11 protein-coding genes are annotated in these 14990 nt (G+C 45.9%); 6 read left to right on the top strand and 5 right to left on the bottom strand.

Annotation, left to right across the window (positions count from 1 at the left end; genetic code table 11):
• Positions 1-242 precede the first annotated feature (242 nt).
• The 3 genes from MD588_RS13485 (at position 243) to MD588_RS13475 (ending at position 3985) form a co-directional block, all read left to right on the top strand.
• The gene (locus MD588_RS13485; protein WP_265697855.1) at positions 243-1178 is read left to right on the top strand and encodes a LysR family transcriptional regulator; all 936 of its coding nucleotides are present in this window, start codon (positions 243-245) and stop codon (positions 1176-1178) included.
• Between the two features lie 192 nt (positions 1179-1370).
• Positions 1371-2480 carry an NAD/NADP-dependent octopine/nopaline dehydrogenase family protein gene (locus tag MD588_RS13480; RefSeq protein ID WP_265697854.1) on the top strand — a complete coding sequence of 370 codons (1110 nt, stop codon included), beginning with the start codon at positions 1371-1373 and terminating at the stop codon, positions 2478-2480.
• A gap of 98 nt (positions 2481-2578) precedes the next feature.
• Positions 2579-3985 (top strand): YfcC family protein, encoded by a 1407-nt coding sequence (locus tag MD588_RS13475; RefSeq protein ID WP_265697853.1) that lies wholly within the window; start codon positions 2579-2581, stop codon positions 3983-3985.
• A 113-nt stretch (positions 3986-4098) separates the two neighbouring features.
• Here the strand turns inward: MD588_RS13475 and MD588_RS13470 are convergent, their stop codons facing one another.
• The 3 genes from MD588_RS13470 to trpB form a co-directional block, all read right to left on the bottom strand.
• The gene (locus MD588_RS13470) at positions 4099-5427 is read right to left on the bottom strand and encodes a DUF1501 domain-containing protein (RefSeq protein ID WP_265697851.1); all 1329 of its coding nucleotides are present in this window, start codon (positions 5425-5427) and stop codon (positions 4099-4101) included.
• Positions 5428-5430: 3 nt separating this feature from the next.
• Complete coding sequence (locus tag MD588_RS13465) at positions 5431-6954, bottom strand: DUF1800 domain-containing protein (protein ID WP_265697850.1); 1524 nt, start codon at positions 6952-6954, stop codon at positions 5431-5433.
• Positions 6955-7330: 376 nt separating this feature from the next.
• Positions 7331-8566: a tryptophan synthase subunit beta gene (gene trpB / locus MD588_RS13460; protein ID WP_265697849.1), complete on the bottom strand. Its 1236-nt coding sequence runs from the start codon at positions 8564-8566 to the stop codon at positions 7331-7333.
• 374 nt (positions 8567-8940) lie between these two features.
• On the opposite strand from trpB, the gene MD588_RS13455 reads away from it, so the two are divergent.
• On the top strand, positions 8941-9591 hold the full coding sequence (locus MD588_RS13455; protein WP_265697848.1) for an outer membrane beta-barrel protein: 651 nt from the start codon (positions 8941-8943) through the stop codon (positions 9589-9591).
• Positions 9592-9680: 89 nt separating this feature from the next.
• Here MD588_RS13455 and MD588_RS13450 read toward each other — a convergent pair whose 3' ends face one another.
• Positions 9681-11483: a M3 family oligoendopeptidase gene (locus MD588_RS13450; RefSeq protein WP_265697847.1), complete on the bottom strand. Its 1803-nt coding sequence runs from the start codon at positions 11481-11483 to the stop codon at positions 9681-9683.
• Positions 11484-12233: 750 nt separating this feature from the next.
• Between MD588_RS13450 and MD588_RS13445 the strand changes: the two genes are divergently transcribed.
• The gene (locus tag MD588_RS13445) at positions 12234-13688 is read left to right on the top strand and encodes a DUF3360 family protein (RefSeq protein WP_265697845.1); all 1455 of its coding nucleotides are present in this window, start codon (positions 12234-12236) and stop codon (positions 13686-13688) included.
• 133 nt (positions 13689-13821) lie between these two features.
• The gene (locus MD588_RS13440) at positions 13822-14148 is read left to right on the top strand and encodes a hypothetical protein (RefSeq protein ID WP_265697844.1); all 327 of its coding nucleotides are present in this window, start codon (positions 13822-13824) and stop codon (positions 14146-14148) included.
• Positions 14149-14219: 71 nt separating this feature from the next.
• Here the strand turns inward: MD588_RS13440 and btuD are convergent, their stop codons facing one another.
• Complete coding sequence (btuD, locus tag MD588_RS13435; protein WP_265697912.1) at positions 14220-14981, bottom strand: vitamin B12 ABC transporter ATP-binding protein BtuD; 762 nt, start codon at positions 14979-14981, stop codon at positions 14220-14222.
• Positions 14982-14990: the final 9 nt, after the last annotated feature.

Raw genomic sequence — 14990 nt, 5'->3', positions numbered from 1 at the left:
CCGAACGGGCTGGTTAAACACTTGGTGAAACCTCATACCAACACTGTGATACCAGCCCACTCCATCCCCCCAACCGCCTCGCCCATTATTAATCTTTTAATCAATTTAACCGGTTGAATTCTTACTTATAACTCGCAGTTCAAAGTATTCGTAAGCCGTATTTGTTAGCCTACCGCATTAATTTCCCTAGCATACCGAAGCTATTGCCCCCGAAAGCTCACAATTATAAGAAATAGAATTTTATGAAACTGTCCCAACTCAATGCATTCAAAGCTATTGTCGAGTGCCAGACGGTCACTGCGGCAGCTGAGCGCCTGAACCTAAGCCAGCCGGCTGTGAGTCGCTTATTATCAGGACTGGAGCAGCGACTTGGATTTCATCTTTTCATCCGCAAGGGAAACCGACTTGCCCTGAGTGATGAAGGCCAGGCATTCTACCTCGAAGTCGCCAAAGTGTTTGATGCCGTGACAGGGCTCGACCATGCTGCAGAATCAATACGTTCAAGCCACTTTGGCAGCTTGAATATTGCAGCGATGCCATTACTTTCCAATGCCTATCTCCCCCGTATTCTGGCCACGTTTCTTAAAAATGCACCGCGCATGAAAGTTAGCTTCAAGACCTACCGCTCTGAAGAAGTGATCCGGCGGATCCAGAGCCAGACAACTGATATCGGATTTGCCTTTGTTGATGAACCGCTGGCAGGAGTTACAGCGCAACGTATCGAATGCGAATGTGTGTGCCTGATCCCAGCCGATAACCCACTTGCCAAGCGCAAAGTGATCGATATTTACGATATTGCCGATCAGATGCTGATCCGCCATGAGAAAGATGCCAACCAAAGGCGCATCGATGCCCTATTACGACGATATAATTTATCGGCAGTCGAACAGATTGAGGTGTCACTGGCAAGTACCGCCGGAGCTCTGGTTCGGGAAGGTGTCGGCATAGCCATTACCGATCCCTTTACGGCCCACATGGAAAATGAACATCCTCAGGTCGTTATGCGCCCCTTGGTATTCAGCCTTCCCTTTGAGTTCGATATCCTCTATCCGGCACTCAAGCCTGTTCACCGTCATGCAGAACAGTTCATCGAGCAATTTATTTTGCTCGCCGATGAGATGAATATATATCTAAAAATCGGCCCTATGCGAGATTTCGGTGAATGCCTAGACGAGTAAGCTCACAGTTACCATGAAAGTGAGAGCTTCTACGGCCATCTTGATTAGTCCTTTAAACTCAGTAAGATAAAACTCAAACAGACATTAAGTATAACTTTTATGCATGGTAGTTTGCACCTTTGACATTGGCGGCAAAAACACCTTCTTCCTTAATCTGATGACACGAAAAACACGTTAGAAAAAGGAAGAACTATGTCACCTCGTGTATCTGTTATTGGCTCTGGCAATGCCGGCCTTACAGCGGCTTACCATTTCACACTTCAGGGGGCTGATGTCTGCCTGTATGGCGCCACGGGATTTGATCAACCCTTGGAAGATATTGAGAAACGTGGCGGTATCGAAGCACTAGCCAGCTTCAACGATGTCCCGTTGGCTTACGCCGGTTTTCAGGCAATCGACAAAATCAGCCGAGATCTTGAAGAAACCATCACGTATTCGGACTTACTGGTTTTACCGGTTCCTTCGTTTGCTCAGGAACCTTTGTTTATCAGTATGCTACCGCATTTACGTGACGGTCAGATCATCATGCTAATGCCGGGCAACTATGGCTCGCTGGTACTGAACCGCATCAAACAGGAACAGGGCTATGGTGATCTGAACATTACCTTTGTCGACGCAATTTCTATTCCTTGGGCAACCCGTATTGTCGGCCCTGCGGAACTGGCGATTCTTGGAATGAAAGAGTTCCTGCCAGTCTCTGCTTTTCCTGCCAGCCAAACTCAAGCCGCAATCAAAGCGCTACAACCTGTTATGCCGTTGCCATTGACAGCACTGGGCAATGTTATTGAAGCCGGGTTGGAGAATATCAACTTCGGTGGCCATCCATTGCTAACGACACTCAATATGGGACTACTGGAAAACTTTGACGGCCAATTTAACTATTACAAAGACTGCTGCTCGGTATCGACGGCTAAAGCCGCAGCTGTCATGGAAGGCGAACGTCAGGCTATCGGCCAGGCGCTAGGACTTGAGCTTCAGTCTGAACTTGACGCGATGAATGCACTCTACGCGATGGATTGCGAGAGTGTCTACGAGGTAAACCGCACTTCCGAAACACACGGCAAGCTCAACAGCGCTCCTAATTCTGCCAGTAACCGCTATATCACTGAGGATGCAGCCTATTTGCTGGTACCGTGCTATGAGTTAGGCCAGTTGGCTGGTATCGAAACGCCGCTTATCACCTCTTGCCTGCACATCGACAATGCATACAACGATACTAACTATTTCTCGACTGGCCGAACCCTGAAAAAGATGGGATTAGCCAACTTGTCAGCGCAAGAAATCATGGCTTTTGTCGCATGACTTATGCCCTGGACTTGGACATCGAGTTTACTGAATAAATTAGAAGGTGGTTACCACCCGTTAATGGGGCGTTTGCCCCATTCGAAAAGGACATCCTTATGACAAAAATAAAGTTTCCCTCTGCCTACACCATTTTGATGTTGCTGACTGTTCTGATGGCCGTGCTGACCTGGGTTATTCCAGCAGGCCAATATCAAATGGAAAACAATGAAGTACTGGGCCGGATGGTGCCTCTCGTCGGCTCCTACCAGACTGTCGATGCCAACCCGCAGGGGATCATCGATGTACTGATGGCACCGATTCAGGGCTTCTACGATCCCGCTAGCTATGCTGCGCGTGCCGTTGATGTCGCGCTATTTGTATTAGTGATCGGCGGTTTTTTAGCGGTGGTTACCGAGACCGGTGCAATTGATGCCGGTATTGCTGGCACCATGAAGCGTCTTGCCGGGCGCGAAAAGTGGATGATCCCAATCCTAATGGGTCTGTTCGCCCTTGGCGGAACGGTTTATGGAATGGCAGAAGAGACAATTCCTTTCTACGCCCTGTTGATCCCAGTCATGATCGCAGCCGGTTATGACAGTATTGTCGGTGTGGCCATCATTATGGTCGGTGCCGGTATCGGCTGTCTTGGCTCAACCATCAACCCATTTGCGACGGTCATTGCCTCCAACGCTGCCGAAATCAACTTCATGGAAGGCTTTGCGCTTCGCGCCATAATTCTGGTACTGGGCTGGCTGGCCTGCGTAATTTATGTCATGCGCTATGCCGAAAAGGTAAAACGCGATCCGATGCTATCGATTGTCGCCCACCAGAAAGACGAGAACCTCAAACACTTTCTGCATAGCAAAGAGCAGCAAGCTCCGGAGCTAACAGGCAAACGCAAGGCAGTGCTGGCTATTTTCGGTCTAACCTTTGCTGTAATGATGTGGGGGGTATCCCTTGCGGGTTGGTGGATGGCCGAGCTATCTGCACTGTTTATCGGCTCCAGTATTGTCGTCGGCTTTGTCGGGCGCCTGTCTGAAGTGGAAATTACAGACAGTTTTGTCAACGGTGCCCGCGATCTGCTTGGTGTCGCCTTGATTATCGCTATCGCACGCGGCCTGGTCGTAGTAATGGACAATGGCAACATCACCCATACTATTCTTAACTATGCTGAAGGCCTATTAGGCGGACTTCATGAAATAGCATTTATTAACGCTATCTACTGGGTTGAAGCCGTACTGTGTCTGGTTGTGCCGTCATCATCTGGCCTGGCTGTCCTGTCTATGCCGGTACTTGCACCGCTTGCAGATTTTGCCGGTGTCGGCCGTGAGTTGGTGGTTACTGCTTTCCAATCAGCATCAGGCCTGCCTAACTTGGTTACCCCAACATCAGGCGTCGTGATGGGTGGTCTGGCAATTGGACGAGTCTCCTACTCCTCTTGGCTTAAATTTATAGGCCCACTACTTGGCTTCCTGACAGCAATGGTAATGATATTACTCAGCCTTGGGGTGGCCTTCAGCTAACAAGACTCCACAACGATATTGCTAGTGAGCCAGTCTCTCTCAATATCTATCATAAAAGCCAGACACAGTATTCGTACTGGCGTCTGGCTTTTTCTATCAGAACCTATGCCAAGCTAAGAGGTAACGGCAGTGGAATGAAAAATATCCAGCGTATGCTGGTCAAAGGCTCCAAGCGACGGGAACAAATCCGTTAACGCCCCCTGATAACCGAACCACTGTGCCAATGACGCATTAACCTGATCGGCGGCGATCTCAGGGATCAGGCGACCGTTGTTATAGTCGTATTGGCTGCCCGGTGTCAGATCCGGCCACTTACCATACGCTTTTTCACCGTTGACGGCCCCACCCATGATTAGCTGATGCCCTGCCCAGCCATGATCAGTTCCTGATTCATTAGCCATCACTCGGCGGCCAAAATCCGACATAGTAAACGTCGTTACCTTATCTGACATTTGGGCATTTTTTATATCCCCGTAAAATGCAGCCATTGCATCAGCGAGTTGCTTCAGTATAGCCGGATGGGTATTGAGTTGGTTTTTATGGGTATCAAATCCGCCCAGGCCAACAAAGTAGATTTGGCGCTGGTGCCCCAGTTCAGATCTGGCCCGGATCATCTTCGCCGTCGTTTGCAGCGATTTACCCAACGACGTATCAGGGTATCCTGGCAGATCACCAATTCCCTCCAATACCGCTTTGAGTTTATCGCTTTCGTAATATCGGTTGGCCATCATATCCGAATAATTATCGGCAAACAGGTTGCTGTACTTTTCATTGAAGTGCCGAAGCATCGCATCATAGCGCTCGGCCGTATTGAGACCACTATAATCACCGATACCGCCACTGGTCATGACGAGTTGTTCATGGTTATCGCTCCGTAACCACTTTTTCTCACCGTTCAGAGACATAAGAGGCGACAGCGAACCCGGAAGGTACATCTCTTTAACCATCCGTCCGGCCCAGCCCAGCCTGTCTCCCATATTCTCGGCACCAGACTGCCACATTGTCTGTTGCAGGTTATGCGCCATCAAAAATTCCGGTAATCGCGGATTACTTGCAGTACTGCCAATAATAGGTTCAACCAACTGACCTGAATTTACAATAACCGTAGCTTTCTTCTCAATGGCATAGACATCATACAAACTATGCATAGCCGGATGAAGGCCGAGAGCTACCCCGTTATCCGTCGATATTTCCAGATTGACCAGTTCATCCCGTGCAACCGCCAATCCCGGCCGGGCATTAAAATAATCCTGGTATTCCTTGTCATTATTCGGAATGACCATGTTGTAGGCATCATTACCGCCGAAGAGAAAAATGCATACCAGCGCCTTGAAATCCCCCTCCTGCGCATATGCCTTATTAAGACCTGTCACAGCTGGAGCAAGCGTCGTCGCACTTAGTGCTGCGCTGCTTTTTAGAAAATTGCGTCTTGAGATTTTCATAGCTTACTCCTGGCAACGGAATTCAGGGGAACATTGAACGGCAAACAAGGTGTCATTGATTTTTCTGTCATCAGATCTCTTATCCAGCGTCATATCCGATAACATCGTGGCTAAGAACTGAGATAACGAAACAGACATCAGCCCCCCGAACAGCCTTTCATTGATGAGAGCGACATACTCTTCCGGCTGGCTAACCGTTCGCTCAAAATCACTTCGGTCCCACGACCATTTTTTCTGGCTTGTCGAATCGTGGGACAAAATACATGTCCACATTCGATTGGAAATTCTTCGCATAACATCCATCGACAATATATTGAACTCAGGAGCGGTTAGTGACTTTTCATTGATCTCACCTTTTGGGGCATAATCCGACTCATAAAAATTAAATACGCTTGGTGCGCGCAATGGCCCCTGGCCATAGTTATTTTGCGTTGATGCAAAATCCCACCAGCGGTCGGGGTCATTACTTTGGACATTGAATGCCCGACACAAATTTGCCATTGCAATAACTGGCTCTTTAACCTTGCCAAAGTTTCGCTTATTCGATCCCGTATTCTGATAATCGGCCATTGCTTTACCAGCTAACAGATCCGGATCGAGCAAAATAGACCTGACCACAGCCTTCATGTCACCACGTTCACCCTTGCCATTATCCTTAAACACCTGAGCCACTCGCTTGATATAGCTGCGCCGGGGATTACTGATAGTTAAGCGCTTTATCAGCAAAGTCGAAATATACACGGGTGTATTCCGGTGGTTGAACAACACTTCGATGGCCTGTTTTAAGTCCTGCTCAGCACTTTGACCGGCCGGGAATACTTGCCCCAGCACTCGTTTTTCACCGACATCATGATATCTGTCATCGGCATACATTGGCTTGAGGTAAGTATCTATGCGCCAACCGGTTAGTACCCGCGCAAGCTCTTCGACATCATTCTGGGTATAGGTCGGAATGTTGTTATCGAGCGCATCTTTTTTCGGCATTCCGTTTGATTTGAGCTTCCACAACCCCAGGCTGAATAACTGCATTACCTCACGCGCATAGTTTTCGTCAGGAAAGGTATTTTTTACCGGGTCGGCTTTGCGGCTGCCTTCCAGCGTCAGGTATTTGCCCATAGCCGGACTCAATGTGACGGCCTCAAGCATATCGCGAAAATTTCCGAAGGCATGCTTAATCAGCACATCATAATATTCCGCCAATGCCTCTGAAGCTGGGCCCCCAAACCTCGAGACTACAAATATCTGGCTTAGAGCGAAGACAACGCGTTGGCGTAGCTGATCGCCGGCATTGATACTGCTATCCCACCAGGCGCTCAACCGTGCATTTTCATTTAGCGAATCACCGCTGGCGGTGGCAAAGCTAGCTGCAAGCGGGCGATGCAGCTGATGTTCATGCTGAAACTGCTCATCAAGCCAAGCATCAACTCCCATACTCCTCAAAGCCGCAATATCACCACTCTTGGGGCCAAATGTTGCTCGATACAGGAACTGGGCAGCCTGTACCGGATCATCCATATTCATAGCCATGACGTCCTCATTCTCTTTTTATGCTCTTATTAACCGAGTGCTGTCATTGGCCCCCCATCAATTAGTAGAAGAACTAAAGACAGCATGAAAGCTAAACCTATTTAATAATGTTTAATGGGAATGAATACGCAAAAATAATGACTAGATTGTGGAATAAACATAACAAAATCTGTTTTTACCAAACAAAGAACATAATAGTTAACTATTTTTTATGATGCGGAATGTTTATTAAATTTGATATTCCTTCAATTTTTCCTGGCAGGTTTTCATTAAAATTCAACGTGTTGATATTCACTATTCGATTTTTTCATGCGCGACAATAAAAAAGCCAATGAAGTTTTCATTGGCTTTTATACAACGAATTTTTTACGTATAGCTATTTAGTCGTTTTTAGTAAAGACTCAATGCCATAATCCTTACCATAATTCTCGACAACAAAATCAATATCTTTATCACCGCGTCCAGACAGATTAATCAATATTGAGCCTGTCTCACCTTCTTTTGCTAATTTCAGTGCGTAAGCCAATGCATGGGCTGATTCAATCGCCGGAATAATACCCTCGCAGCGCGATAGCTCGAAGAAAGCATCAATGGCTTCCTGATCATTGGCTGTCCCATAGTTAACACGCCCGATATCTTTAAGGTAACTATGCTGCGGACCGACCGAAGGATAATCCAAGCCACTGGCAACCGAATACACTTCCTGTGGCTCACCTTGCTCGTCTTTGAGCATATAAGACTTGAAGCCGTGCATCACACCCGGTTCGCCCAACGATAACGTCGCGGCGTGCTCACCAACTTCGGTCATTGAACGGCCGGCTGGTTCAACACCGTGAATGGCGACCCCCTGATCGTCCAAGAAAGCAGTGAATAACCCCATAGCATTCGATCCGCCACCGACGCAGGCAACCAGGTTTTCTGGCAACTCCCCGGTCATTTCCTTAAACTGCACACGCGCTTCGTTGCCAATTATTGACTGAAAATCACGTACCATCATCGGGAATGGATGAGGGCCAACCACAGAGCCAATCGCATACAGCTGATTAATAGGATCGGCAAGATAGGCTTCAAACGCGGCATCCACGGCCTCTTTTAATGTTTTTCTGCCGTGTGTTGCTGGAATAACATTGGCACCCAAGATACGCATACGAACGACATTAGGATGTTCTTTGGCGATATCTACCTCGCCCATGTATATATCACATTCCAGGCCAACCAAGGCTGCAGCGGTGGCAAGGGCAACACCATGCTGACCGGCCCCTGTTTCGGCTATCAGCTTTTTCTTCCCCATCTTCTTGGCTACTAACGCTTCACCAAGGCAGTGATTAATCTTATGGGCTCCGGTATGGTTTAGATCTTCACGCTTCAGATAGATCGGAGCTCCGTACTTTTGTGATAGGTTTTCAGCATGAAAAATCGGGCTAGGACGTCCCACAAAATGCTTATACAAACGTGCTAGCTCATCCTGAAAGGCTGGGTCCTGTCGACACTCATCATAGGCTGCCGTAATTTGGTCCATCACTTTTTGTAGTTCTTCAGGAATAAAACTCCCCCCGTATTCGCCGAAAAATCCCTGTGCATTGGGTAAAGAGAGATCAAAAGAGTTTTTCATGGCATTCCTTGTCCTATTCAATGAGTACACAAAACTATCATAGAGAGTAATAGCAGCTGATTGAATAGCAACCCTATTAGTATTGAGGATAAATGTGATCTCGGTAATTAACTGCGACCTCTATTAGATTTAAGCAACCTGAAAAATCTCCAGCCTAGCGCCTATCCCCCCCAAAAAAACAGACATAAACGATATTCATCTACGAAAAACCAACCAAAAAGCTCAAAAAGCAGCCGAACAACCCAAAAATTAAAAACACCGTACAAAATTATATTGCACGCTGTTTTTAATATGTGTACTATTCGCACCAAGTTTGAAAACAACAGCAGAAATGGCTGCTCTGTTGTTTTAAGAAATACAATTAGGTAGAAAAAATGAAAAAAATTGCACTGCTTCCACTTGCTGCTCTTTTAGCGACAACTTTTGCTGCTCAAGCGGAAACAACTGAAACAGAAAACCAGAATCTAACGCAAAACTTTACTTACGTTGCGGGTGGCCTTCAGGTTTCTACTTACAACCATGACCTACCTAGCTCTTGGAACAGCACAACAGATAGCACTGTGGGTATGTACCTTCGTGGTAGCTGGAACTTCAAAGACAACTTCTTTGTAGAGACTCGTGGTGACGCTACGGTAAAAGATGACCTAACTGTTTCTCATAGCCTTCTTGGTCTGGGTTACTATCAGCCAATCAATGATAATTTCACTGTATACGGCCTGGCTGGCTTCTCGACTATTGAAATGAAATGGGATATCAACAACTTCGGTTCAGACATCAATACGTCGGTAAGTGCTGATGATACTGCGCTAACAGGTGAAATTGGTGCTCGCTACCAGGTTATGGAACAGTGGACAGTGGAGCCAGCAGTACGTCTAGCCGGTTATGACGAGACAATGTACGAGCTACGCCTTGGCAACAACTTCAAAGTATCTGAGCACGTAAGCGTCGAGGCTAACCTTCAGCACCGTGCAATTGATAACTTAAAAGAAATGAGCTACCAAATCGGTGCCCGCTACAGCTTCTAATCGCTAAAACGATTGAATTCAAAATCACAGCGGCCTGGCATCATACTGTCAGGCCGCTGTTTCATTTGGTTTGGCGTTACCCCGGGAGGCTATGGTTTTTCCTTAGCCAACAGCTTTTCGAACTGCTCAACCTGCAAGGCAACCATATCAACACTCTGCTGCCAAAACTCTGGCTGACGAATATCCATCCCAAGGTGTTTCTCAACCACCTCTTCTGCGGTCATCGAACCTGTATCACGCAACAACGCCTTATAGTCAGCATAGAATTGTTTGCCTTTCACTGCTCGCTGGGCATAAACACCTTTACTGAACAGGTAACCAAACAGGTACGGGTAGTTGTAAAAACTGATTTCAGGAATACTGAAATGTAATTTGCTTGCCCAGAACATATCATTGCTTTCTTCCATGGCATCACCATACCAATCACGCCATTTTTCAGCCATTAACTCCCTGAGCTGATCGGGGGTGAATTCCCCCTGCTGCCTTTGCTCGTAAAAGGACTTCTCGAACTCATAGCGAACAGGAATGTTAATCATCAATGCCAGTGCTGATTGTGCCTCTTCCCATAGCATGGCGAGTTTGTCTTGTTCGCTGTTAGCTTTATCAAGCAAAGCATCGCGGACAATATTTTCAGCAAAGATCGACGCGGTTTCTGCCAAGGTCATCGGGTATTCGCTTAGTACCAGCGGCATATCACGCATCACCCAGTTGTGGAACGCATGACCAAGCTCATGGGCAAGCGTCAATACATCCGACATGCTGCCCCCCCATGTCATGAACACCAACGGGGTTCGGGTATTTGCAAACTTGGTACAATATGCGCCAAGCCGTTTAGTTGGCTGCGGCGCAGCATCAATAAGCTGCCTTTCGACCATCATGCCAACAAACTCGCCCATGTCGGGGTCAACACTGGAAAAAGCATCGCGAATAATTTCAATCCCCTGCTCAAAGCTGTAAGTTTCATTTTTTCCAGCTTTCAATGCCGGCATTGAAGCAAGCTCATCCCATGGTTTGAGCTTATCTGTACCAAATAGTCTGGCCATCAACAATCCGGCTTTACGCCCAACAGAACGGTTATCTCGGGCGACTTGCAGCATCGCATCTAAAGTCTCTTTTTCGATCCGACTACTATGCAATGGCGAATCAAGAAAATGAACCGACTCCGTATGGCTACGTTTTTCATACTCAGTCAGTCGACCACCAGCCAAACCATTTAGAATAGCGGCGAAGCTTTGCTCATGAACTTTCATCACCTCTGAAATCGCTTTCCATGCCGGTTCACGACGTTCGCTGTCTGCTCCATAGAGAATACTGGCAGCTTGTGACAATCCAACGGTCTCCTCAGTGCCATCATCCAATTTCAACGTCACTGAAAGGCTACCTGTCAGGTTGTCATACAGACGACCCCAGGCATTTCTGCCGTCAACGTTCATCGCAGATAGAAGCTGTTCTTCACCAACAGAAAGCAGGCGGTTTCGTTTAAGCCTTTCTCGCTCAAGTTTAAAACGGTGTGCTTCGAGAACACCTAGTACTTCATTACCTGCCAGTACCGTATCAAATTCATCATCATTTAAGTTCACCAAAACCTGAAGAAAAGGATTAACCGATTGCTCAAACTCCGAAAACAGCTTTTCAACTTTACCCGCGAGCTTTTTAGCTCCGTCGTCCGATGCATCTACCGAAGAAAGGCAGTTAGCATAACTTGATAAGGTTCTCACTATGATAGAGAGCTGATCTTTAAGCACAATCGCCTTCATCAGATCATTAAGGCAACCTGGATCCAATGATGTAAAGTCCGCAATTTTTTCTTCTGCTTCCTTAAAGTCCTGATTAATCTTCGGATCAGAAAGATCCTTGTAAGCGATGGAAAGATCCCAGCTTGGTGCAGTCATCAATAGCTCCTCAACTGCCGACAAGTCTTTTCAGCTCATCGACAATGTGAATTAAATCATTAGATTAGAGTAGCTTATAATTATGCTTACTATCAAACTACAGTATTCAGGAAGTGTTTTCTAAATAGTGAAGAAAGCAATGATATGAAGGCATTAAGGCAGGGTTAATATTGGCTAATTAATAGCGCAACTAATATATTCAACAAAAGGAATAATACTTAATTGAATATGAGTATATTAGAACCTAATAATATTTATAACAATCACTATAAATGTTAAACACTTTTGAAGAATATGAATTAAGTACAAAGATTTTAACTTTTTAAGTGATACATCTCCCTGCCACCCCCAAAATAAGCCAAACAATCAACTACAATGAGATTAAACGTCAATACAACCCCCTAAATACGTAAAAATAACAGCCACACCACCCTTAATGTTAATAATAAGTTGTCAATCAATTACTATTTGGTTGCCAATAAAAGTTTGAATATATAAAACAAATAACTAGATAAAATATAATACAAATTAAAAACTTAACAAATTACAAAATAATCAGGCTGTAATATAAAATATCTTTATGTGCATCTTGTTTATATGTTTGCATGAATAATGAGATATAGATCAAATTACACCCCCAAATATATTTCAATGTATGTGTAAATATTTCAGACTTATGAAATACCTCTTTAGTAATATATCTATTATTAGCACCGCAGTGCATATGAATTATTAATTCTTGGAGTTGACATGAGTGTAGATCAAGGGACCTACAAACAGCGCCGTAAAAAAGCCAGTGAGTTTGAATCAAGGGCCGCTTATTTAGAGCATGAGCTCTCTATTATGGATCTTAAGCGCTGGCGGGTGCATTTGCCCTTCCGCGACTTTGGTATCGAGATTGAAGACTGGGTACCGGCAATTGCTGCAACCATAGGTAAAGTTGTAATGGTTACCGCCATGGTCGCCGCATTTGCAGCACAATTTGGCCTGTCACAAGAATTTGTGGCTGAAAACGTACGTTTTGAACTGCTAATTGCAGGACTTATTTTTGTTGTTTTCTTTTCTGCCATTTTAAACCCATTATCCAATTTAGCGGGTACGCATGGGCCAATGATCCCGCTAATTCCGTTAATAGCAGCAGCCGGGGGACACCCTCTCGCATTAGGTATTATGGTGGGTGTATTTGGCTTAATATTAAGTGCAACCAAAGGTGGTTCGCGACTGGTTAATTTAACTGGCGAAGGTGTTCGTGGCGGACTCTTAATATATCTTGGTGCCGTTGGACTTATCGGACAATTAAATAAATTCGAATCCTGGTCAGTAAGTTCTGGCCTGGATGCCGTTTCATTTATTGTTATTCTGACGACAATTGTTATTTATGCCTACCTTGCAAAAGTAGAAAAACGTTGGCTCGCCATTCCACTTTGCTCATTAATTGCAGGTGTAGTTGCATATATAATGGGTGTACCTTTTGAGTTTGTCACTGAGCCTGGCTTACCAAATATGAGCCCATTCTTCTGGTGGGGAGAAAATACCGGTTGGCAACTTGGTTGGCCTCAACTAGAACATTATGTTGCAGTTATTCCTTTTGCTATTCTAGCTGTTGCAATGTGGTCGCCAGATTTTCTTGGCCACCGCGTATTCCAGGAATTAAATTACCCGAAAAGTGCCAAAGGCGCGCTAATGAACGTCGACGATACAATGGCAGTATGTTCTATTCGTCAGATGATCGGTGCTGGCCTGGGTGGTGGTAACCTGGCATCGTCTTGGGGTACTTACATGATCCCGGCTGCGATTGCCAAACGTCCAATTCCAGGTGGTGCACTACTAACAGGCCTGCTATGTGTTTTGGCAGCTGTTCTTGGCTTCCCGATGGATCTAGCTATGTGGGAACCTGTTCTGCGCGTTGCCCTGCTTGTTGGTGTATTCCTGCCTCTACTAGAAGCCGGTATGCAGATGGTGAAATGTTCACGTAATTCGCAAAGCGCTGGTATCTGTATGTTTGCCTGCGCCTTAGTCAATCCTGTATTTGGTTGGGCACTCACTATGTTGTTAGACAACCTTGGTTTAATCGGAAATAAGGAGCGAGCTGAATCTCTGTCAAGAACAGATAAGCTGATTATTCCAGCGACAGCAGTAGTTGTTTGTGTCGGAGCACTGGCCCTTGTAGGTCAATTACCGGGTATCCCTGCACTGTTAGGCTAAACTGGATCTGTAATATGCAATAGGCCAGAGATCTGGTCTATTGCATGCAGTACACAATAAGCAAAAATAAGGATTAAAGTTGTTTTAAGCTTTAATACCTTAGTTAATATGTTCATTAGTCTTGGTAAAGAATATGCGATTTATAGTCATGGCTCTGGACCATGCCCTAAGAATACTCAAACACGGATTGTATTCTTTGCTCTTCAACCTTAAGTCTTTTTTCTTCCTCACCTACCCGATGCTGCAACTATTGTGTGGTTTGGGTACCGGAATTGGCCTTCTGCTCAGCTTTACACCGTCTAATGTGAAAGAAAGCGGCAGCCTCGTTGCCTTGGCGTTTATCTGCTTTAGCCTGTATTTATTTTTGCAAAAAAAATACTACCAGCGCCTGTTAGCGTGGTCCGATGCCCGCTCAAGTAATGTCGTGAGAATCTGCAATATTGGTAACACCCGTCGTTAAAGTCGAGACGGCCGTAACTTGCCGTCCTTCTGAACAGGCCTAAAAGGCTATTTACGCTTCAATCAAAGAGCTTAATCAGTAAATAGTAAGCAGGATTTTCCACCATGCTCGATACGTTGTACTCGGGTGACAAATATCTGCTCTAGTCGCTCAACTGTCATTACTTCTTCGGGCTTTCCTTTTGCCACGCAAGAGCCGTTATTTAGCAGCAGGACTTTATCCGCCTCTCTGAGGCTACGGTTTAAATCGTGGTTTGCCATCACAACACTAATCCCCTTCTCCGCCATCATTCGGATCAGCTTATACATCGCCGCCTCTTGGCCAATATCCAGTGCTGCCGCCGGCTCATCAAGCAAAAGAAGTTTTGCATCAGGGTTCAATGATGGCCATACCTGCAAGCAGGCTGCCGCAAGACGAACGCGTTGCCACTCCCCGCCTGAAAGCTGCTGGATACTTCTTGTTAGCTTATCGGCAATATTCAATGCCTGACAAACTTCATCTAACGCTGCTTGCACCCTATCTGCATCCAGCTCTCCAAGAGCCGATAGTGCCAAAGACAGGTAATGATAAACCCCAACAGCAAACGCCGGACGATCCTGCTGAGCCAAATAGCAACGTAATCTTGCTAAGAAGTGGAGATCATAATCGTCTATCGATTTGCCGAGAAACTGCACATCCCCATCGCCGGCAAACAATCCTGATAACATCGATATTGCCGTACTTTTACCGCTGCCGTTTGGGCCGATAAGATGCACGATCTCGCCTGCTTCCACAGTAAAAGAAACAGGCAATAAACGGGGAGACATCGCTAGGTTCTTAACATCGAATATCATGGTGCTTTC

Origin of the sequence: Photobacterium obscurum (genome assembly GCF_026191635.1) — a bacterium.
GTDB classification, from domain to species: domain Bacteria; phylum Pseudomonadota; class Gammaproteobacteria; order Enterobacterales; family Vibrionaceae; genus Photobacterium; species Photobacterium obscurum.
Note: the sequence above shows the minus strand (reverse complement) of the source record. Positions and strands in the feature narration are given on the sequence as shown.